This window comes from Rhodoplanes sp. Z2-YC6860 (genome assembly GCF_001579845.1).
Lineage (GTDB): Bacteria > Pseudomonadota > Alphaproteobacteria > Rhizobiales > Xanthobacteraceae > Z2-YC6860.
Genome location: NZ_CP007440.1, coordinates 150,799 through 170,367, shown reverse-complemented (window position 1 = coordinate 170,367; position 19,569 = coordinate 150,799). Strand labels below are relative to the sequence as shown.

The window sequence follows — 19,569 nt, the reverse complement described above, 5'->3', positions numbered from 1 at the left end:
GTCTCCTTATTGGGCCTTGGCGCCGGAGGTGCGGATCACGTCACCCCAGCGCTTGGCCTCTTCGTCGATGAATTTCGACAGCTCCGCCGGCGAACTGCCGGTCGACACCATGCTCATGCCGCTGAGCCTGTCCTTCACTTCGGCTTCCCGCATCACCTCGCCGACTGCGGATGAGATTTTGCTGGTCAGGTCGGCGGGCATGTTTGGCGGCCCGACCATGCACCACCACGATGTCACTTTGAAGCCCGGCACCACTTCAGTCACCGCCGGCACGTCCGGCAGATTGGCAATCCGCGTCTCGCTGCTGACCGCCAAAGCGCGCAGCTGTCCGGATTGGATGTACTGATAAGAAGGTGCCAGCTCGCCGAACATCAGATCGACGTGTCCGGCGACCAGATCGTTCAGCGCAGGTCCGCTGCCGCGATACGGCACGTGATTGATTTGTACGCCGGCCATCGACTTGAACAGTTCGGCAATGAGATGCGCGGCGGTGCCGATGCCCTGCGAGGCGTAGTTCAGCTTGCCGGGATTGGCCTTGGCGTAGGCGATCAGCTCTTTCAGGTCTTTCGCCGGCAGTTTCGGATTCGCCAGCAGCGCGCTGTAGGCCACCATGACGAGCGAGATCGGCGTGAATTTCTCAGGCTCGTAAGGGATTTTGTCGAACAGATACTGGTTCACCACCAGAGGACCCTGCGCGGTGAACAGCAGCGTGTAACCGTCCGGCGGCGCGTTGAAGACCACCTCGGCGCCGACGTTGCCGCCCGCGCCTGCGCGGTTCTCAACCACCGCGGCTTGCCCCCATTTTTCTTGGAGTTTCAGCGCGACGATGCGCGCCACGATGTCGGTGCCGCCGCCGGCCGCATAAGGCACGATGATCTTGATCGGCTTGTTGGGATAGTCGTCGGCTCGCGCCATCGATGCCGCAAGCGGCAGCGTCAATGCGAGTGCCAACAGAGAGAGCGCCAGTTTTCTCACGAGGTCTCCTTGAATCTCAGACGCTCGCCGCGGCAGGCTGGCGCGCGCTCGTTTGATACATCGCCGCCGGCCGGTGACGGCTCCACTGGGTGACGCGCTCATAAGCTGCGGCGACGCGCAACAGCGTGATCTCGTCGTAGGCGCGGCCGACAAACTGCACCGACAGCGGCAGGCCGAGCCGTTTGGAGAGGCCGCTCTGCATGGCGATCGCCGGATGGCCGGTCAAGTTGAACGGGCTGCGCCCTTGCCGCGGGTAAGTCTTGGCCAATCCCGCTCCGTCGTCGATCCGGAACGGCGGGTCCATGCCGCTCGCCGTGAGCAGAACGTCAACCTCATTGAGCGCGTTGTCGACGGCATCGATCATGCGCCGCCGCCATTGCTGTGCATTGACGTAATCGCCCGCGGACAGGAATGCACCGGGCATGACCTTGCGGCGGCACGGCAGGCTGTAGTCTTCGGGCCGTTCGCGCAGCCATTTCGCGTGCACGGCGAAGGTTTCGGCCAGCAGGATGATGCGCTGGACGGCCGCCATCTCCCGCACGCGTGGCAAGGCGATGGTGCGGACGTCCGCGCCGTCCTGGCGCAGCACGCGTTCGACCTCGTTGAGCGCCGCCATCACCTCCGGATCGGCGACCATGTCGGTCTCGTGCCATTGCCGAACGAAGCCGATGCGAAGTCCCTTCACGCCGCGCGTGAGGTCGGCGCCGTAGCTGCGCTCACGGCCGGCTCCGACCAGGCCGTCCAGCATCAGCGCAACGTCGGCGACCGAACGCGCCATCGGGCCGACGTGATCGAGCGTGAACGCGACCGGGTACACCCCTTGCCGGGATACCAGATTGTAGGTTGGCTTCAATCCGACCACGCCGCAGTTGCCGGCGGGGTTTCGGATCGAACCGCCTGCGTCGGTCCCGATCGACAGCGGCACGAAACCTGCCGCCAGCGCCACACCGGAACCCGACGACGATCCGCCCGGATGATAGTCGACATTCCAGGGATGGCGCGCGAACGGGAATGGCAGCTCTTTCGACGGACCGCCAAACGCGAACTCGTGCAGCGACTGCTTGCCGAGCATGATCGCGCCGGCGCCGCGCAGGTTGGCGACGCACGCGGCATCTTTCGCCGCCACGTTGTCGAGCAGAATCTTGGAATGGCAGGTGGTCGGCACGCCGGCGAAATCGATGTTGTCCTTGGCCCCGACAGGAATTCCATGCAGGGCACCGAGCGTGCGCCCTGCCATGATGTCCTGTTCGGCATGACGAGCCGCCGAGAGTGCGCCCTCCGGGTCGATGCGGATGAAGGCTCCGCAGTCCCGGTTGTGGGCCTCGATCTCGGCGATGAGGGCCTGCACCAGCTCGACCGGTGACAACTGGCGCGCCGCATAGGCGTCGGCAATTTCGGACGCGGTCAGCCATTTCAACTCGGTCACCGGCCGCTCCTCGGGCTCATCGGCGGCCACGGCTCGCTCGAACCGTCGATCGGCGGTACGTCGGCCAGATCGAGGGCGGCGGCCCGGGCCGCGTCGGCGACGCAGTCGGGAAATCTGGCGATGGCCTTGTCGAGGCCTGCGGCCTTGGCCTTCGCCAAAGTTTCAGGATCGAGCTTGGTGATCGGTTCCGGCATGTGTTTCCCAAATTTGCGCGGCACTTTTGCGCAATTCCGGCGACTGGTCCAATGACCGGCTGCCATGGCTGCGATGTCTGGTAGTCTTAAGCTATGACTGCCGCAATGATGCTTCGGCCGTCCCATCGCAACCCGGACCATTTGTGCGCGCTCGACCGCGTCCGCGAGTGGGTTCGGGAACGCTTTGCGTTGGGCGAGGGCGCCATCCTCGTCGCCGAAGTGGCCTGCGCCGTGCCGGGCTGTCCGCCGATCGAGACGGTTATCGCGTTCTGGTCTGACGAACGCCGCCACCACTTCAAGATATTCAAGCCGTTGGCCGAGGTGACGGAGGACGACCTGCCGCCGCGCTGGTACAAGCGGGCGCTCGCGGTGCCGGACGATTTCGAATGCACCTGTTGCTGAGGCTCAAAGCGTCGCCCGCGCGGCGCGGTGATAGCTCAGGTCGAAATAGCGATCGGGCGCAGGCGGCTCGCGGCCGTCGTAAGAAGCTCGCAACCGCAGCACGGTTTTGAGGCCTTCGAGATCGAAGTCAGCGTCCTTCGCGAGCCCGTTCGTCGCATCGGTTGCCACGTTGAGAATTTCCGCGGCGATGTCGGCCGGCACGCTGAGTTGCTCGGCAACGAGCGAAGCTGCACGGGCTTTGTTGGCCGGATCGAGAATCCAACGCAGGCCTTCGATGCAGGCGGCGAGATAAGCGCTCAGCACCGCAGCATTGGCTGCAGCCCAACCGCGCAGCACATAAGGCACGGTGCCGAGGTAGGCGCCGACCTGCGCGGCGACCGGCCCCATATCTTTCAGTCCGGCCCGGCGGGCGTGAATCGCGAATGGCGGATTGAGGACCGCCGCGGCCATGGCCTTGTCATCGCGCATGGCTTCGAAGCGGCGGAACGGCGCGCCCGCTTCGTGGATCGTGTAGTCGCCGCGCTTGAGACCGTGCCGATTGAGGATGTCGTAGAGGACGAACGACCAGCCGGTGTTGGCCACATCGGCAACCAACGTCCGGCCGCGCAATTCGCCAAGATCGGAAATGTCCGGCTGCACGAACAGATGATTGAACCCGTTATCTCCACCCGCGACGATGATCGCGTCCGTGCCGGCATCCACCAGCGCGACGCACTGGTCCGCCGCGCCGTGCACGATCTGATAACGGCCTTCGGCGAGCCCCCGGCGCTGCTCCTCGGAATTCGGTGCGGGCTTCATCTCGACCGCAAGCCCGCGCCGCGCAAACGCGCCGGTCGCCTGCGAGGCAAACAGCGGCAGCGTCTGCGTGCCGGGAAACACCATGATGGTGAGATGCGTGGTCAGGGTCGATGCTCTACCGTGAGGTGCGCGGCAGCGTCGACAGCTTGCGGAAACGGACCTTGCCGCCTTCCGGTGCCCGCCGCGAGTCGTAGCCGGCCTGATGGATCGCCTGCGCCTGATCGCGCGGATATTCGGGCGTGTCGTCATCCCACCATTCGGCGCGCTGCGCCGCGCGTGGCAGCCCAAAGCCGATGATCTCCTCGATCTCCTCGTAGGTCAGGATGAAGTCGTCCCGCGTCTCCCTGAGCAGGTACTCGTAGAGCGACTCGTACTTGTTTTCGTAAACTTCGTATTTGTCCTTGGCCACGCCCGTCTCACCCCTTGATCTGCCGGGCTGCGCGGATGTCCTCGATCAACGCCGTGAACGCACCGAGCGCCGCTTTGGCGGTGTTCACATAAGTCTCGGTCTTGGAGTCGAGCCACTTGTCCGCATAGCCGATCGCGGTGTGCGCGAGCCGCACGCGGCCGTCGAGCCACGGTCCGCCGCCGAAGCCGCCGATCACCGGAATCGCAACGGCTTTCGCCACCGCTTCGCCTGCGATAGGCCCCGAGTTGGTGAAGTCGAGCGCGCAGGAGCCGGCGTCCTCCAGCGTCTTGGCTTCGTCGACGAGTTTGGCTGAAGCCTCCGCGGTGGCTTGCGCCTGCGGCGAATTCTGTGCGCTGTAGGGAATGCCGAACTTCTGCGCGGTCTGCGGCGTGAGCCCGAACTGCGCGAACACTGGAATGCCTTCGCGGACGAGTCTGCGCACCACCTCGGGAAATTCAGCCGCGGCATCGACCTTGATCATGTCGGCGCCTGCTTCCTTCATCAGCCGCAGCGAGGCGCGGAGCGCAGCGTCCGGGCTTTCTTGCGCCGGACCGTAGGGCAGATCGGCGCTGACCAGCGCGCGTGAGGCGCCGCGGCGCACCGCTTTGCTGACGACCATCATCTCGTCCATGGTCACTTCGAGCGGCGTCTCGTGACCCCAGAGATTGACGCCGACCGAGTCGCCGACCGAGATGAGATCGACGCCGGCCAGATCGGCAATCCGCGCCATCGGCGTGTCCCAGGCCACCACACCGGCGATCTTCTTTCCCTCGCGCTTCATCTGCTGAAGCGCGGCGATGGTTACTTTATCAGTCATTGTCAGGCTTTCGCTTTGAGCATGGCGTTGAACGGCTGCGCCGGATCGGCGAGCGCCGCGGGATCGACGGGGATCTTGCGCTCGATCAAGCGGCGGATCGCCGCGAGATCACGCTGCACGTTGATGCCAAGCGCTGCCGAGATCGTGCCGTCTTTCAGTTCGAGGGCCAGCGCGCTCTTGCCGGGCAGCTTTCGGCGCACGCGATGCGCCGCGGGGTCCGCCCAGCCGACACCCTGGATGTAGAGATCGTATTGCTCGGACCAGTACGACGGCACGGTGTTGTAGCTGTCGCTCGCACCGGCGGCGTTGCGTCCCGCCACCGCGCCGTGATCCTGGGCGTGCCGCCAGTTCTCCAGCCGCACCGGCCCCTGCGGGCCGGGAAACACCGTGCAGTCGCCAGCGGCAAAAATGTCGGGATCGGAGGTGCGGCACTGCGCGTCGACCACGATGCCGTCCTGCACGTCGAGGTCCGCGGCTTGCGCGAGCGTGGCATCCGGCTTCACACCGGTGCCGACCAGCACCATGTCGGCGACGGTGAGATCACCCTCGCTCGTTTCCAGCGCGATGCTGCCGTTGAGCTGCGATGTCGCTTGGGTGATCGAAGTCGACAGGTCGAATTCGACACCGCGGTGCTGATGCTCGGCGAGGATCAGCGCTGCGGTCTCCTCGTCGCAGCTTCGCGCCATGATGCGGGGTGCAAACTCGATCACCGTGACCTCCATGCCGAGCTCGGCTGCGGAGGCCGCGGCCTCGAGGCCGATGAGGCCCGCGCCGACCACGACGAGATGCTTGCAGTCCTTGAGGCCGGCCTTGATCGCGCGCGAATGCGATTCGGTGCGAAGGTAGTGCACGCGTGGCATCGAGGCCGGCAGCACCGGCAGCTCCCGCATCAGCGAACCGGTGGCGATCACAAGGGAATCGTAAGGCAGGGGCCCGGCGGTGGTGACGGCCTGATGAGCGGCGCGGTCGATCGCCATGCAGCGGGTCCCGGTCCTGACCGTCACGCCGTGCTTTCCGAGCCCGCCCGGGCCGGCGATCAGAGCGTCCTCGGGGTTGGACTTGCCGAGCAGCACGGCTTTGGACAGCGGCGGCTTCTCGTAGGGCTCGCAGGCCTCGTCGGTCACGAGCGTCACTTCAGCGGCGGAATCGCGCTTTTTGGCCTCCAACGCTGCAAAAACCGCGGCCGGACCGCCGCCAATCACCACAATTCGTCGTGTCATTCCCGAACGTCCAACGGAACAGCAAGGGGCCCTTGCGTGAGGAGATGATCTGGGACCTTCCCACGATACGGGACATTGGTCTACACTCCAGCGGAACGCCGGTCCACGGAGCGGAACACCCGATGTCAATGACAACAACTCACGTTAATCCCCTATCTCCCATCGCGGCTGTTCGCCCGCCGCGAAATCCTGACGGCAGCCGGCTTTCGTCGGTCGCAAGCTCGATCCGATTGCTGAAGGCCTTCTCCGAAGAGCAGGTCGAGATCGGCATCAGCGATCTCGCCAAGCGGCTCGGCGTTGCGAAAAGCACCGTGCACCGCCTTGCGGTGACGCTCGTCGCCGACGGCATGCTGGAGCAGAACCCCGACACCGGAAAATACCGCCTCGGGTTGTCGCTGTTCCGGCTGGGCTCGCTGGTGCGTCAGCGCATGAACATCTCGAACGAAGGCCGCAACCTGCTGCGTGAGCTGCGCGAGAAGGTCGACGAGACCGTGCATTGCGCGGTGCTGGACGGCGCCGACATCATGTACGTGTTCAATCTGGAGGGCACACAGGCGATCCGCATGCGGGCCGACATCGGCGTGCGCAAGCCCGCCTACTGCACCGCCGAGGGCCAGGTGCTGTTGGCCTATCAACCGCCCGAGTTCGTCGAGCGGGTGCTCGCGCGCGGGCTGCCGGCGCGCACGCCGCAGACCATCACCGATCCCGAAGCGTTGAAGAAAGTGCTGGAGGGCATCCGCACCCGCGGCTACGCGATCGAAGACGAGGAAAGCGAGATCGGCATGCGCTGCATCGCGGCTCCGTTGCTCAACGATGCGGGCGAGGTGGTCGCCGCCGTCGGCGTGGCTGGCCCGGTGACGCGGCTCTCCAAGAAGGCGCTGTCGGGCTATCTACCCCATGTGATGGAAACGGCAGCGGCGATTTCGGCGCGGCTCGGCCATCGCGGCAAGTCGGCGACGATTTAGTCGCGCTGCTTTATCAGCGAGTCATTCCGGGGCGCCGCGCAGCGGCGAACCCGGAATTCAGTTCAGCAGGAAGCACCGATGTTCTGGATTCCGGGTTCGCGAGCTTTGCTCGCGCCCCGGAATGACAGCGCTGCTATGTTCAGCCCGCCTTGGCGCTCGTCATCACCAGCAGATAAGTCCCGTGCAGCACGTAGTAGCTCGCGATGGTGACAATGATGGCGTTCGCCCATTTGCGGTACTGCTGGTCGGTCATCGCCTCCAACACGTGCTTTGCCAGCGACGTGCCGATCATCGAACTGATCACCGCGAGCGTTGCGACGATCGGATCGACCGACGCCGTCTGATTGATCAGCGCGCCGAAGTAGATCAGCTTCGCGGCGTGACCGAAGATCTGGCAGACCGCTTTGGTCGCGACGATCTGCTTGCGATCGAGCTTGCCGCCGAGAAAGAACGTGTCGATCAGCGGGCCTGCGACGCCAGTCAGAAGAATCAGCGTCATGCAGATGGTGCCGTAGAACGTGCCCTGCGGCAGGCTCTCGGCGTTCGGCCGATAGCTCTTCGGCAACAGCCGCACCATGAACGGTGTGAAGCCGAGCAGCAGCAGCGCGACCGGCAGGCTCGGCACGTATTGCGTGAACGACCACACTCCGAGTGCAAGCGCGCAGCCCGTCACGTAGGCCATGACCGGCGCCCAGCGCACATGCCGCCACCACAGCAGGCCGCGCCAGGCGTTCGACGCCAGCTGCGTGACGCCGTGAAGCATCATGGCTTCCGGCACCGGCATCATCGCGAGAAGAATGCCGACCAGGATCATGCCGCCGGCCATGCCGAAGATGCCGGACAGAAACGCCGTGCCCACCATGGCGAGGCACAGCGCAGAGATCATCAGTGGGGTCATCGGCGGGTTCCTCCCGCCCTTTCCAATGATCCCAATCGGCGCGCAACTCAAACTGAGTTAGCGAAGCGTCAGAGTCAGGTTTACTGATGGTGGCCGGGAGCCAGACCGGGAAGGTAGCGCGGCACGGCCGCGCAATAGCGGCGATACTCCTCGCCAAATTTGCCGACGAGATAGCGCTCCTCGCGCCGCACGACGCCGAAATGCAGAAGCAATCCGCTCGGGATCATCAGGAGAAGCAGCCAATCGATGCCGAACGCGATCGCGAGCCCGAGCATCAGCGGTCCGCCGCCGACATACATGGGATTGCGCGACCATCGGAAGATGCCGTCGGTGGCGAGCGCCAGCGCCGGCCGTAGCGGATTGACGTTGGTGCCACGCCGCACCAGCGTGCGTCCACCAAGGGCAGTCAGCACGATGCCGAGAAGCATCAGCGCGGCGCCCACCGGGATTCGCCACCGTTGGCCGAGGCCGCCCAGCACGCCGAGGGGCCACCACCATTGCAGCACAGCGGCCAGCGCGATCGTGGCGATCAGCAGCAGAGGCGGAAACACCATCAGATTGGGACGGTCGTGCTCGGTCGCGGCCATGATCCTGCCCTCTGAACGTTGACGGCGCGGTGTCGGCCGATTGACCGTAAGGGGCAAGCTGAGTTATCGCAATCTCAGGACCAGATTTTCTAATGGTCGGGGCGATGCGCAAGCTGCCGTTTCTCAATGGGATCCGGGCCTTTGAGGCCGCTGCCCGGGCCGAAAGCTTCGCCAAGGCGGCTGGCGAAATGAACGTCACGCCGGCCGCGATCAGCCGCATGGTGCAGCTTCTGGAGCAGCGGCTCGGCGTGCCGCTGTTCGAGCGCAAGGCCAACCGGCTGGTGCTCACCGCCGGCGGCCGCGTCTATCAGGCCGGGCTCACACAGATATTCGACCAGCTCGCCAACCTGACCGCGCAGGTCACCGCGATGGCTGGCTCGCGCGTGCTGACCGTTGGCGTGGGCCCGACCTTCGCGACGCGCTGGCTCATTCCGCGACTGGCCGATTTCCAGAAGGACGCCCCCGACATCGAGGTGCGCTTTGCGACCGGCGGCGCAACGCTGCCCTACAACGACGACTGGACCTGCGGCATCCGGCTCGGCACCGGAGACTGGCCGGATTTTCGTTCCGAGAAGCTGTTCCCGGCTGACTTCACGCCGGTCTGCGCGCCAGCGCTGGCGAAGAAGTTGAAATCGCCGGAGGATTTGCGCGGCGTCGCGCTGTTGCGCGTCGCCCATGCCGCAAGCGAGTGGCCGCAGTGGTTCAAGGCGGCCGGCCTGTCGAAGGTCCGCGCCGCAGGCCCGGAGTTCGAATATTACGGCCAGGCCCTGCAGGCCGCGGCGGACGGCGTCGGCGCGGCGATCGGCATCAGCCCTTATGTCGACGACGACGTGAAGGCCGGACGGCTGGTGGCGCCGTACGCCCTTTCGGTGTCAAAGGGCGAGCATTGGTATCTGATCTGGCGCGACAGCCGGAAGGACGAGGCCGCCTTCCGCACGTTCCGCAACTGGATCGTCGGCGCGGCGAAGCGGTAGCAGTCAGCTACTGCGCCGGCTTGCCCTTCGGCGCCATCTGCTTGCCGCGCGGTGAATCGCGGTCGGCGGTGCATTTCGCAATGAAGCTCTTGCGCGCCGCGCCAGTGAGCTTCTTCTCGTCGGCGCCGAAATTGCAGGTGTCGAGCTTCTCCTGCGGGGTGGCAGCCAGCGTGGGCGTTACATGCAACAAGGCAGCCGCAAGCGCTGCCGCGACCGTCAACCGCGCCATCATGATCGTCTTCTCCCTCAAGCTCTAAGCGCCGTCAGCATGTCGGCAATGTATTCCTCGGCGCTGGCGATCACCAGCATCAAAGCCCACGGCCGCAGGTGGGAAAGCGTCTTGGACAGCGCCTCGTCGGACACCGTATTACCGCCGAGCACCAGTGCGGTCGTCATGACGCGCTTGACGCTGCAGGCCTCGCCGATGATCGAGGCGGCCTGGGCGCTTTCGCCCGCCGCGGCGATCATCACCACGAGATCGGCGGTGTTGACCTCGTCGATCAGGTCCTTGGTGCGGCCGGCGAGATCCGAAAGCCAGCCGGCGAAGCTCTCGCCCTGCTTTGGGGTGGTGCCGAAGGCCGACGCTGTGAAGAAGGTCGCGCCATTCCACGGCCGCTGCGCCAGCTCCTTGACGATCCGTTCGCTCGGGCCGTCCAGTGCGATCACCTTGACGGCGCGCTGCTTGGAGTTCGGTGCGTCGATGCGATACCGCGCCTCGGCGGCACTCGACATGCGGGCGGATTCACTTTGCATTTTTTTGCTACCTGATCCGGGCTCTCAACTCCCTCCCCCGCTTGCGGGGGAGGGTCGGGGAGGGGGCGCTACACCGTCGCGTGCTCGCGGCCGTTCTGCACCACCAGCGCTTCCTTCGCGGCGTCCTTGAAGGGCTTGTCCGGCGGCAGCACCACGGCGGCCGACCGCACGCGCTGATGTTCGGCATTCACGCCCGGAGGCGTTTCGCCCTTTTCCATGGCCTTCAGCGCGCGCAGCAGCTTGTGCCGCGCCATGATGATGCCGTTGTCGGTGGACACCAGGTTTTCCCTGCTGCGGTCGACGATCGGTCCCATGCTTTCCTGCAGCGAGGCGTCCTGCATGGCGATGCCATAGACGCCGCTGTAGGTCTTGCCGAGCTTCTGGCCCTCGCGGTCGACAAGGTAATCGTTCGTTTTATTCGCGGCCGGAATGAACGTGCCAGGCACGTAGGAGACGTGGATACCCTGGCCGTCTTCCATCGACTTGCGCTCCTTCGCGGAGAGCGGACGCGTGACCTTGTAGTCGAAACTCCAGGCCCAGCAGTTGTGATCGTCGATCGGCACCCAGAAGTGGCCGTGCACCGGATGGTCCGCGCGCGGCGCGATCATGGTGAAGGCCGGCAGCACATATTGCGTGATGCGCCAATAGTAGTTGCCGTTCTCGGCATTGCGGCGCGCGCCGATGTAGAGGCCACCGGGGCTCTCCACCACCTCGAACACCGGCTTCATGTCGCCCATGTTGTACTGGTTGCCCTTCGAGCCCTTGAACAGCGGATCGCTATTCAGTTCGCCCGAATGCAGGAATGAGACGTGGCTCGAGTCGATGCCGCCTTCCATCGCCTGCAGCCAGTTGCACTCCTGCAGCCGCTTCGACATGAAGCTCTGCTCGGTCGGCACCGTGGCGAATTCCCATTCCGGCAGCGGCGGCTGCTTCTCGGGCGGACCCATGTAGGTCCACAACACGCCGCCGCGCTCGATCAGCGGATAGGACTTCAGCTTGATCTTCTGGCAGTAGCCGCTCTCGGACGGCTCCGACGGCACCTCGACGCATTGGCCGGTGTGGTCGTACTTCCAGCCATGGTACGGGCAGCGAAGCCCGCCATGCTCGTTGCGGCCGAACCACAGCGACACGCCGCGGTGCGCGCAGAACTCGTCGGTGAGCGCGAGCTTGTTGTTGGAGTCACGCCAGGCCAGCAGCCGTTCGGACAGAAGCTTGACGCGCACCGGCGGGCAGCCGGGCTCCGGCAGCTCGCTCGCCAGCAGCGCCGGCTGCCAGCTCGAGCGGAACATCTGGCCCATCGGGGTGCCAGGGCCGGTCTGTGTGAGTAGGTCGTTTTGCTCTTTGCGAAGCATGGCGTGCTCCCTGAAAAGTCGTTGCGCTCTATAGCGCCGGTTGCCGGAATTCCTCAAGCCAAACGATCAAGCGGCTCAAGGCCGTAGCATTGACCGGGCTTCAGAACCCATGGTCTATGATCGAGATCAATTTACCCCTAACCGAGACGTGAGAGAACTAGCTGCCGTGCCGACCAGAGTTGAACTTTGCAAGACCGATCAGGTCGCTGAAGGAACCGCCCTTCGTGTCGAAACCGCAGGTTTGATCCTGGCGGTGTTCCACATAGAGGGAGGCTTCTATGTCACAGACGATACCTGCACCCACGGGCCGGGCTCGCTGTCGGAAGGCTATATCGATGGCGATGTGGTCGAGTGCAACTTTCACAACGGCCAGTTCGACATCAAGACCGGCGAGATCGTGGCGCCTCCGTGCATGATCCCGATCAAGACCTACAAGACAACGGTCGAGAACGACACGGTGTTCATCGACGTCGACTGATCGGCGATTGCGGCTGTTCTGCTCAGAAGAACACGCGATCGGTCACGCGCCGACCCGTGCGGCGCTTCCCGGAAAAATTAGCGACTTGATGACCACCGGCACCGCGCCGGTGGTTTCGAGCATGGTGCCGATGTCGATGTAGTCGAACTCCTTCAGTTCGAGCCCGTCGATCGACACCACGGCGTTCCGAATCTTCATCTCCTCGTGCAGGTGGATGCCGAGGAGGCCTCCGACATCGCCATCGCCGGCGAGCACCAGCGGGTGGCCCTTCTTCAAAATGTTTTCCAGCCCGTCGACTACGCCGCGGCAGAACGCATCGAGCCGCTGGAACGTCGCCGAGCCCTGCCATGGCACGAACACTGCGACCGGCTGTTCGCCGCCATTCAGATCAAGCCGTTTCAGCATCGCCTGCGTCGCGCTCGCGACCGCGGCGGGATCGATGGTCTCGCCGTCAAGCTGAAGCGCCGGTGCGATCACCGGCACGTTGCGCAGCGGCACGGCATCGAGCGGCGCCACGTAGATCGTGCTACCGCTGAGCTGCACGGTGTATTGCGAGGCACCGACCACGGTGGCGCGGATGCCTTCGAGGGATTCGCCGATGTTCGGGCAGAACGCTTCGGCGCGTGCGCGAATCTCGGCGGCCAGCAGCGGACCGAGATCGCCGAACTTCTGCGACTCGTTGCCGTAGATGAACTCCGACACTCCGCCGGAGAACTGGATCTGCGCGATCGGTCCGCGATGCTTCAACGGTTCGGTGCGAAGCAGGCTCACGCCCTGTACCGTAGGTGAACCACCGCGCATCGTCTCGATCAGCCTGTCGGCCATCAGGCCGGCGATGGCTTTGCCCTGGTCGAGTGTCAGCATGCCGCCCGGCTTGAGGTCGAGTCCGAGCTCCAAGCCGTAGCGCCGGCCGGCTTCTTCGACGCGGATGATCTTGCCGTCGGCTTCGAGACAAACCAGCCGCGCGCCGACATCGACCGCGGCCGCGTCGATCACTTTGCCTTCGGCGCAGATCGCGATCTTCGAGGTGCCGCCGCCGACGTCGATGTTCATCACCGTGCATTCGTCGCGGATCGAGCGCGCCACCGCGCCCGAACCGTAAGCTGCCATCACGGTTTCCAGGCTGTCGCCGGCCGACACCGCAACGAGCTTGCCGGCTTCCTTCGCGAACAGTTCGCCAATGGCGCGTGCGTTTTTTCGCTGTACGGCGACGCCGGTAAGAATCAGTGCCCCGGTGTCGATCTCGTCGGGCTCGACCTTGGCGTCCGCGTATTCCTTGCGGATGAAGGCGCCAAGCGCCGCGGCGTCAATGGTGTTTTCAGCCGAGTAGGGCGTCAGCAGAATGTCGGAGGCATAGAACGTCTCGCGCTCGGTGACGACATAGCGGCTGTCGAGCCTCTCCAGCACGATGCGCGAGAACACCAGATGCGAGGTCGAGGAGCCGATGTCGACGCCGACGCTGAGGACGACGACCTGGTCGTCGTCCTCCAGCGAACGGCCGGTGGACGAGAAGAAGACCCGTCCACCCTGATCGTCGGTCTCGACCGGCATGCCGGCCCTTAGGCCTTCAGCTTCAGCAGCGCATCCGCGTTGCCGTGAGTCAGCTTCTCCATGTCGCTCGGCGACAGGTTGACTTGGCTCAGGAACTTCTTGCCCGCCGCATTCGGCGCAAACGGATAATCGATCGAGAACATGATGCGGTCGATGCCGAAGGTCTGCAGCGCCGCGATGAACGGCGGCTGGCTGAAGATGCCGCTGGTCGTGATCCAGACCTGATCGAGGATCGCGCGGCTGGGCTTGCGCTTGAGATGATCGACATCGAGCGACGACACCTCATCGAGGCGCGCCAGCATCACCGGCAGCATCTCGCCCATGTGGCCGATGATGATCTTCAGCTTCGGATGCTTGTCGAGCGTGCCGTTGAGGGCGAGGCGCAGCGTCTGGATTGCGACCTCCGAGTGCCAGCCCCAGCCGGCGGTCGCGAGCACGCGGTCGGCGCCGTCAGGCAGGCCCGAATAATAGATCTCATGCACCGCAGGCGGCGGCAGGTGCGGATGGATGTAGATCGGCACGTCGAGTTCGACCGCGGCAGCGAGCAGGCCGTCGTAGCTCGGATGGTCGAGGAAGCGGTTGTCGGTGGAGCCGTTGATCATGGCGCCCAGGAATTTCAGCTCCTTGACGGAGCGCGTGAGCTCCTTGGCGCAGGCGTCAGGGGTCGCCATCGGCAGGCAGGCGAAGCCCGCGAAGCGGGTCGGGTGCTTGGCGCAGGCCGCGGCGAGCTGGTCGTTCATCTCGCGCGCCAGATCGGCGCCGGCCGCCCCCGGTACCAGATCAGGGCCTGGGCCGCCGGCGGACAGCACCTGCATGGTGACGCCGTTCTCGTCCATCGACTTGAGGCGGACCTCGCCGATCTCGGGAAGCAGATCGTTGAGGCTCGGCTTGCCCGGCGCCTGCTTGCGGCCCTTGAAGCCGCGCTTGGCGATGACGGCTGGGTCGATCTTCTTCACCAACGCCGGGATTGAAAAGTGCTCTTCGAGGGCGACCACACGCATGGACTTTGTGCTCCGGTTTCCTTACCGCTTGTCGCATCCGGCCTTTGTGGTCTGCAAGGGCGTGAGAAGCAAAACGCGCTGATCAAGGCGCATGAAGGGGAGCAGGTCTGCGATGGCGAAGGCTCGGGCGTCGGCGAAATCTGCTGCGAAAAAAGCTGTTCCGGATGAGCGAACGCTGCGCGATCAGGTCGCGGCCGTCACCTTGATGCTCAACGATCTCGGACTGCTTGGCTACAGCGGCCATGTCAGCGCGCGGCTGCCGGGCCGCGATGCGTTCCTGATCCAGCCGTTCGACCAGAGCCGGGCGAGCGTGAAGCCCACCGACCTTCTGATCTGCGATTTCGAGGGCAACACGCTGAAGGGCCCGAAGGGCGTGCGGCCGCCTGCCGAGGTGTATCTGCATTGCGAGATATTGCGCGCACGGCCGGATGTGAATTCGGTGGCGCATTTCCATCATGAGCTCACGACCGTGTTCACGCTGGTCGAGGGATTGTCGCTCAAGCTGATCAAGAACCACGCGGTGCGCTGGGTGAGCGGCATTCCGGTGCACGCCGATCCGAGCCATGTCAGTGATTCTGCGTTGGGCCGTGCGCTTGCCGAAACGCTCGGGCCGCATCACGCGCTGCTCATTCGCGCACACGGTCAGGTGATCACGGCGGAAAGCGTACCCGGCGTGCTGATCGACAGCGTGCATTTCGTCGAGAACGCCGAGGTGATGTATCAGGCGGCGGCACTCGGCAAGGTGATGCCGCTCTCCGATCAGGAGATCGAGGCCATGCTGCACGACTTCACGCGCGACCGGCACATCGACAAGCTGTGGAAGTATTACATCGGCATCGGCCGCGATAAGGGCCTGCTGCCGAAGGCGTGGAGGTTGTAGAGCCGCCCGCCGCGGTCATTCCGGGGCGCCGCGAAGCGGCGAACCCGGAATCCAGACGCGCACTCGGAGTTTTTAGCTGGATTCCGGGTTCGCGCCTTCGGCGCGCCCCGGAATGACGGTGGCGCCTAAGTAGCGCGAACCGCCGTCACTCCTTCGGCAGCTCGCCCTTGTAGTTCCGGTCGTAATACTCCGGCTTCATCCGGTTCTGGGCGCCGTTCTGCGACAGCATCCCGAGATACTCTTCCTTCAGGAACGGGTCTTCCATCCAGTACGGAATCGACGAGCCGCCTTCGTTGATATCCATGCCGGTGTAGTCGATGTGCTTCTCGCCAGGCGGGCCGGGCTCGCGACCCGGATTGTGCGGGCCGAACCATGCGGTGAGCCGCAGCGGATCCTTCGACACGCCGAAGTGCTGATGGAACCAGCGGGCGCCGCCGGGCGCCGCCGACACCAGGCCGACCGGCTCGTAGTCGACGCGCTTCACCAGATCGGCCTTGCCGTCCTTCCACGGATTGACGCCGGCATGCTCAGGCCACGTGTAGGTGTAGCCCTTGCCGCGCAGACAGATCAGCACCGCCGCCGAGGTGTGTGCATGCGCCTTCGAGTAGCGACCGTTCTCGTGCTGCGCGATCCAGAGATAGAACGTGTTGCCGGTCATGAACGGCTCGATGCGGCGGTAGCCGGGCGAGCGGCGGTTGTCGAGCGGCAGGTCGCAGTTGACGATATCGGGCACGAAGTTGGTGCGCCGCATGGCCAAGCCGCGCACCGGATCGGGCTCGATGTCGTCCTTGTACTTGTAGAAGTCGTCGGCGCCCGAGAAGCGATCGCGGAACTGGAACGGGTTGTCGAAGATCGCGCCGACATTGTTCATCAGGTTCATGAGATTCGGCGCGGTGGTGCCGCCGAGCAGCAGCGCCGGCGACGAGCTCGCATTGACGATGCGGTGCATCGCGTTCACCGGGATCGAGAACAGCGAGCCCTTCTGCCACTCGAACACGTGGCGCTTGTTGTCGCCTTCGAGCCAGACCTCGGTCGAGCCGCGGCCTTCGACCACGAAGTAGATCTCCTCGTAGAGGTGCTTCTCCGGATTCAGCGCGCCCGCGCCCGGCACTTCGACGACGTAGCAGCCCCATTTGCCTTCGGTGCCGTAGAGCTGGATGTAGGTGCCGCGGCCGCCGGTGCGCTTCCACGGCGCCAGCGGCAGGTTCTGCACCTTGCTGATGCCGATCTCGCGGACGATCGGAATGCCCTCCGACTCCATGAAGATGTCGTAGGGCGTTTTCGGCCGGCCGAACTTGCCGAAGCCCGCGCGCTGCCCCGCCGTCGGCTCGTGCCAGTGAGACTGGCCTGGAATGTCATGCATGTGTGTACTCCATCGTTGCAGCGCGCTCGGACCACCCTCCCCCTCCAGGGGAGGGTGCGCCGTGGCACGGTCGGCATGCGTTACGCATGCTCTTTCTCCTCGGCGGCGAGCGACTTGCCTCCCGAGCCTTCGAGCTCGGCCGCGTAGGCCTTGTCCATCTGTGTGGTGAGGCCGTGCTTGGCGAGCTCTTGCGCGAACTGCTTGCGCGTCTCGGGATTCTCATCCCGATAGTCGACCTGATCGCCGCCGAGACGCTTGCTGATCCAGGCCTTCGGCACGCCCTGGGCGTTGCGGATCGCGACGCCCTCATGCTTGAAGGCGAGATAGCGCGCCGGTGTCGGGCCGGTGTTGAAGTGCTGATGCAGCCACATGTTCGGCGGCACGATCATGGTGCCGACCTCCCACTTGTAATAGCGCGGCTCGTCGCCCTCCGGCCACATCAGCGAATAGCCTTCGCCCGAGAGAATGATCACGTGCGCGCCCGGGCCGTGGGCGTGCGCCTTCTTGTAGGTGCCGATCGGGAATTGCGAGATGTGGCTGTTGAGCGAGCTCTTGGCGAAGTTGAAGCGGATGTGGCCGCCGCCTGCGCCGCGCTCTTTCGCGGCGATCAGCGGCAGGTTGACGGCATCCGGCACGAAGTTCGTCGCCAGCAGGAAGCCTTTGGTCTCGTCCTTCGCCGAGAAGTAATCCGGCTCGCCGTTGAAGCGGCCCTTGAAGTCGTACTTGGTGCCGAAGATGAAATCCAAATCCTCGTAGAGGTTGATCACGATCGGCGCGTTGGTCACCGAGACGAAGCGCGCCGGCTCGCGGCCCGAGCCGTTGAAGTGCTGGTGCCAGCAGTTCAGCGGGACCGCGAACAGCGCGCCGGCCTTCCATTCGAAGGTGATGCGCTGGCCGGCGTCGTTCCACACCGTCGTGGAGCCGCGGCCGCTGAGGATCATGATGGTCTCTTCGAACAGCTGCCGCTGCGGCGCGAGCGTCTTGCCCGGCGGGATCTCGCAGACGTAGCAGTCGTTCGAGGTGCGCGACGCCTCGTGGTTCATGAACACGCCAAGTCCGCCGCGGCGCGCCCAAGGCTTCAGCTCGACGGTGTTCAAGTTCTGTACGTAGGTCGAGCTGATGAGATCGAGGCCTTCGCTTTTGATCCAGCGCGTATAAGGCGTCTCCTTTTCGGCGGCGAACTTCTTGGCAAACTCGTCCGAAACGACCGCGTCTTTGGCCATGACCTGATCTCTCCGCCAGAATAATTCTTCTATACGGAACGGCGTTCCGCATTTATGGATCAAAATATCCCGGCCGCAGGGGCCGTGCAAACCGCCCGCTATGCCGAACAACGCCACCACCAAGTGCGCCAGATGCCGCATCGCGACCGGATGACAACGCGTTGTGCTGCATGGCAAAGTCCGCGCGACAACAACAACAAAATGCACAGAGGGAAGGAAACAATGGGCATTTCATCGGCCAAGTTCCTACGGGCCAAGCTGGCCTTATTGCTGATCGGCGGCGCAGTATTCGGTTCTGCCACAGGCGCCGTGGCCGACACCTATCCGTCGCGCAACATCTCGGCGATCATTCCGTTTGCGCCGGGCAACGCCAACGACGTCACGGCGCGCATCGTGTTCGAACAGCTCCAGAAGCAGCTCGGCCAGCCGATTGTCATCGAAAGCAAGCCCGGCGCGGGCGGCACCATCGGTGTCGGCCAGGCCGCCAAGGCCGCGCCGGACGGCTACACCGTGTTGTTCCACTCGGCGACGTTCAGCGCGTCCTACGTGACGCACAAGTGGCTTCCTTACGACACGCTGGGTGACTTCACCGCGGTGAGCCCGGTCGGCATTTCGCCGAGCGTGCTCGTGTCTTCCCCGGCCAAGGGCTACAAGACGGTGGCCGATCTGGTCGCGGCCGCGAAGGCCAATCCCGGCAAGCTCGACTTTGCCTCGGCCGGAATCGGGGCGGCGTCGCATCTCGCAGCCGAGAAGTTCAACATCGCGGCCGGCATCAAGACCCAGCACGTCCCGTTCAAGGGCCCGGTCGAGGCGATGGCCGAACTGATGGCTGGCCGCATCGACTACTATTTCCTGCCGCTTGCCGCCGCGATCGCACAGATCAAGAGCGGCACGGTGACACCGCTTGCGGTGTCGTCCGACAAGCGCGTGGCGCAGCTGCCCGACATTCCGACGACCGCCGAGGTCGGCTATCCGGCTGCGGCTTATGCGTTCTGGAACGGTCTGTTCGTGCCGGTGAAAACGCCGCAGGATGTCGTCGCCAAGCTCTATCAGGAAACGCAGAAGGCTGTGGCCGATCCGATCGTGAAAGAACGTCTCGACAAGGTCGGTGTTCAGCCGCTGGTCATGACGCAGCCTGAATTCCAGAAATACTTCGAAGCTGACGTCAAGGACACGGATAAGCTCGCGCAAGCTGCGGGCATCCAGAAGCAGTAACGGCACGAGACACGTGCCGCATTGGGAGGTTCGCGATGTTGAGTGAACGCGTGATCCGTGCATCTCGCACGGCGAAGGCGGCGTAGCC

General features: G+C 64.6%; 22 protein-coding genes. 6 read left to right on the top strand and 16 right to left on the bottom strand.

All coding sequences use genetic code 11. The annotated features are described in order from the left end of the window. Positions 1–6: 6 nt before the first annotated feature. Genes RHPLAN_RS00770 through RHPLAN_RS40065 form a run of 3 tightly spaced genes read right to left on the bottom strand, consistent with a single transcriptional unit; the run spans position 7 to position 2,595 of the window. Positions 7–975, bottom strand: a complete 969-nt coding sequence (locus RHPLAN_RS00770; protein ID WP_068013023.1) for a Bug family tripartite tricarboxylate transporter substrate binding protein — start codon at positions 973–975, stop codon at positions 7–9. A 16-nt stretch (positions 976–991) separates the two neighbouring features. Beyond that, positions 992–2,431, bottom strand: coding sequence for an amidase (locus tag RHPLAN_RS00765; RefSeq protein WP_198164667.1), 1,440 nt, complete (start codon positions 2,429–2,431; stop codon positions 992–994). Beyond that, the gene (locus RHPLAN_RS40065) at positions 2,398–2,595 is read right to left on the bottom strand and encodes a hypothetical protein (RefSeq protein WP_068013018.1); all 198 of its coding nucleotides are present in this window, start codon (positions 2,593–2,595) and stop codon (positions 2,398–2,400) included. The genes RHPLAN_RS00765 and RHPLAN_RS40065 overlap by 34 nt, the downstream gene beginning before the upstream one ends. Positions 2,596–2,700: 105 nt before the next feature. Between RHPLAN_RS40065 and RHPLAN_RS00755 the strand changes: the two genes are divergently transcribed. Beyond that, positions 2,701–2,997, top strand: coding sequence for a hypothetical protein (locus tag RHPLAN_RS00755; RefSeq protein WP_198164666.1), 297 nt, complete (start codon positions 2,701–2,703; stop codon positions 2,995–2,997). 3 nt (positions 2,998–3,000) lie between these two features. Here the strand turns inward: RHPLAN_RS00755 and RHPLAN_RS00750 are convergent, their stop codons facing one another. The 4 genes from RHPLAN_RS00750 to RHPLAN_RS00735 are packed head-to-tail and all read right to left on the bottom strand — an operon-like array spanning position 3,001 to position 6,241. After that, entirely contained in the window at positions 3,001–3,882 is an 882-nt protein-coding gene (locus RHPLAN_RS00750; RefSeq protein WP_335341080.1) for an ABC transporter substrate-binding protein, read from the bottom strand. 28 nt (positions 3,883–3,910) lie between these two features. Continuing rightward, positions 3,911–4,204, bottom strand: a complete 294-nt coding sequence (locus RHPLAN_RS00745; RefSeq protein ID WP_068013014.1) for a DUF7662 domain-containing protein — start codon at positions 4,202–4,204, stop codon at positions 3,911–3,913. Positions 4,205–4,211: 7 nt separating this feature from the next. Continuing rightward, a complete protein-coding gene (locus RHPLAN_RS00740; RefSeq protein ID WP_068013012.1) occupies positions 4,212–5,021 on the bottom strand; it encodes a 3-methyl-2-oxobutanoate hydroxymethyltransferase in 810 nt (269 codons plus the stop codon). Between the two features lie 2 nt (positions 5,022–5,023). Then, complete coding sequence (locus RHPLAN_RS00735; protein WP_084244101.1) at positions 5,024–6,241, bottom strand: NAD(P)/FAD-dependent oxidoreductase; 1,218 nt, start codon at positions 6,239–6,241, stop codon at positions 5,024–5,026. Positions 6,242–6,363: 122 nt separating this feature from the next. Between RHPLAN_RS00735 and RHPLAN_RS00730 the strand changes: the two genes are divergently transcribed. Next, positions 6,364–7,206 carry an IclR family transcriptional regulator gene (locus RHPLAN_RS00730; RefSeq protein ID WP_237180016.1) on the top strand — a complete coding sequence of 281 codons (843 nt, stop codon included), beginning with the start codon at positions 6,364–6,366 and terminating at the stop codon, positions 7,204–7,206. A 139-nt stretch (positions 7,207–7,345) separates the two neighbouring features. Here the strand turns inward: RHPLAN_RS00730 and RHPLAN_RS00725 are convergent, their stop codons facing one another. After that, the gene (locus RHPLAN_RS00725; protein WP_068013008.1) at positions 7,346–8,104 is read right to left on the bottom strand and encodes a sulfite exporter TauE/SafE family protein; all 759 of its coding nucleotides are present in this window, start codon (positions 8,102–8,104) and stop codon (positions 7,346–7,348) included. A gap of 80 nt (positions 8,105–8,184) precedes the next feature. Continuing rightward, positions 8,185–8,691, bottom strand: coding sequence for a methyltransferase family protein (locus tag RHPLAN_RS00720; protein WP_068013007.1), 507 nt, complete (start codon positions 8,689–8,691; stop codon positions 8,185–8,187). A gap of 104 nt (positions 8,692–8,795) precedes the next feature. On the opposite strand from RHPLAN_RS00720, the gene RHPLAN_RS00715 reads away from it, so the two are divergent. Then, positions 8,796–9,665: a LysR substrate-binding domain-containing protein gene (locus RHPLAN_RS00715; protein ID WP_068030304.1), complete on the top strand. Its 870-nt coding sequence runs from the start codon at positions 8,796–8,798 to the stop codon at positions 9,663–9,665. A 7-nt stretch (positions 9,666–9,672) separates the two neighbouring features. Here RHPLAN_RS00715 and RHPLAN_RS00710 read toward each other — a convergent pair whose 3' ends face one another. From RHPLAN_RS00710 to RHPLAN_RS00700, 3 genes are all read right to left on the bottom strand, one after another. Then, complete coding sequence (locus RHPLAN_RS00710; protein ID WP_157099984.1) at positions 9,673–9,897, bottom strand: PsiF family protein; 225 nt, start codon at positions 9,895–9,897, stop codon at positions 9,673–9,675. 14 nt (positions 9,898–9,911) lie between these two features. Then, positions 9,912–10,418, bottom strand: coding sequence for a 3-methyl-2-oxobutanoate hydroxymethyltransferase (locus RHPLAN_RS00705; RefSeq protein ID WP_157099983.1), 507 nt, complete (start codon positions 10,416–10,418; stop codon positions 9,912–9,914). A 68-nt stretch (positions 10,419–10,486) separates the two neighbouring features. Beyond that, a complete protein-coding gene (locus RHPLAN_RS00700) occupies positions 10,487–11,770 on the bottom strand; it encodes an aromatic ring-hydroxylating dioxygenase subunit alpha (protein ID WP_068013001.1) in 1,284 nt (427 codons plus the stop codon). A 166-nt stretch (positions 11,771–11,936) separates the two neighbouring features. Between RHPLAN_RS00700 and RHPLAN_RS00695 the strand changes: the two genes are divergently transcribed. Beyond that, positions 11,937–12,248, top strand: coding sequence for a non-heme iron oxygenase ferredoxin subunit (locus tag RHPLAN_RS00695; protein WP_068012999.1), 312 nt, complete (start codon positions 11,937–11,939; stop codon positions 12,246–12,248). Between the two features lie 42 nt (positions 12,249–12,290). Here the strand turns inward: RHPLAN_RS00695 and RHPLAN_RS00690 are convergent, their stop codons facing one another. Then, positions 12,291–13,799: an ethanolamine ammonia-lyase reactivating factor EutA gene (locus RHPLAN_RS00690; protein WP_068012997.1), complete on the bottom strand. Its 1,509-nt coding sequence runs from the start codon at positions 13,797–13,799 to the stop codon at positions 12,291–12,293. Positions 13,800–13,807: 8 nt separating this feature from the next. Continuing rightward, positions 13,808–14,800, bottom strand: coding sequence for an amidohydrolase family protein (locus RHPLAN_RS00685; protein ID WP_068012995.1), 993 nt, complete (start codon positions 14,798–14,800; stop codon positions 13,808–13,810). 112 nt (positions 14,801–14,912) lie between these two features. Between RHPLAN_RS00685 and RHPLAN_RS00680 the strand changes: the two genes are divergently transcribed. After that, positions 14,913–15,680: a class II aldolase/adducin family protein gene (locus RHPLAN_RS00680; RefSeq protein ID WP_068012994.1), complete on the top strand. Its 768-nt coding sequence runs from the start codon at positions 14,913–14,915 to the stop codon at positions 15,678–15,680. A gap of 145 nt (positions 15,681–15,825) precedes the next feature. Here the strand turns inward: RHPLAN_RS00680 and RHPLAN_RS00675 are convergent, their stop codons facing one another. Together RHPLAN_RS00675 and RHPLAN_RS00670 are read right to left on the bottom strand one after the other, a co-directional pair. Continuing rightward, positions 15,826–17,043 (bottom strand): cupin domain-containing protein, encoded by a 1,218-nt coding sequence (locus tag RHPLAN_RS00675; protein ID WP_068012992.1) that lies wholly within the window; start codon positions 17,041–17,043, stop codon positions 15,826–15,828. 80 nt (positions 17,044–17,123) lie between these two features. Then, the gene (locus tag RHPLAN_RS00670; protein WP_068012990.1) at positions 17,124–18,266 is read right to left on the bottom strand and encodes a cupin domain-containing protein; all 1,143 of its coding nucleotides are present in this window, start codon (positions 18,264–18,266) and stop codon (positions 17,124–17,126) included. A gap of 222 nt (positions 18,267–18,488) precedes the next feature. On the opposite strand from RHPLAN_RS00670, the gene RHPLAN_RS00665 reads away from it, so the two are divergent. Further along, positions 18,489–19,481, top strand: a complete 993-nt coding sequence (locus RHPLAN_RS00665) for a Bug family tripartite tricarboxylate transporter substrate binding protein (protein WP_068012988.1) — start codon at positions 18,489–18,491, stop codon at positions 19,479–19,481. Positions 19,482–19,569: the final 88 nt, after the last annotated feature.